The following is a 226-nucleotide window of genomic DNA, read 5'->3' as shown; positions in this document are numbered from 1 at the left end:
GGATTTACCCTTCCCATCGTGGTGGGCGATGGTGGACTTGAACCACCGACCTCACGCTTATCAGGCGTGCGCTCTGACCAGCTGAGCTAATCGCCCCCGCACGCAAAAACCAGCTTAACGAGGAGAAGCCTTTCCGTCAAGATACGGAAGTCTACCCCCTTGGCCCCCTTGACAATCCCCTTTTGGTCTGGTAGGTTTTTCTTTGCGCTGCCTGCTTTGGCGGCGG

The 226-nt window shown here is 57.1% G+C and carries 1 tRNA gene; it reads right to left on the bottom strand.

Annotated elements, in window-relative coordinates:
- Positions 1-19: 19 nt before the first annotated feature.
- Positions 20-96 (bottom strand) — tRNA-Ile (locus tag DK874_RS01790).
- Positions 97-226: the final 130 nt, after the last annotated feature.

Origin of the sequence: Thermus caldifontis (assembly GCF_003336745.1) — a bacterium.
Taxonomy (GTDB): domain Bacteria; phylum Deinococcota; class Deinococci; order Deinococcales; family Thermaceae; genus Thermus; species Thermus caldifontis.
This window is presented reverse-complemented; position numbering and strand designations above follow the sequence as displayed.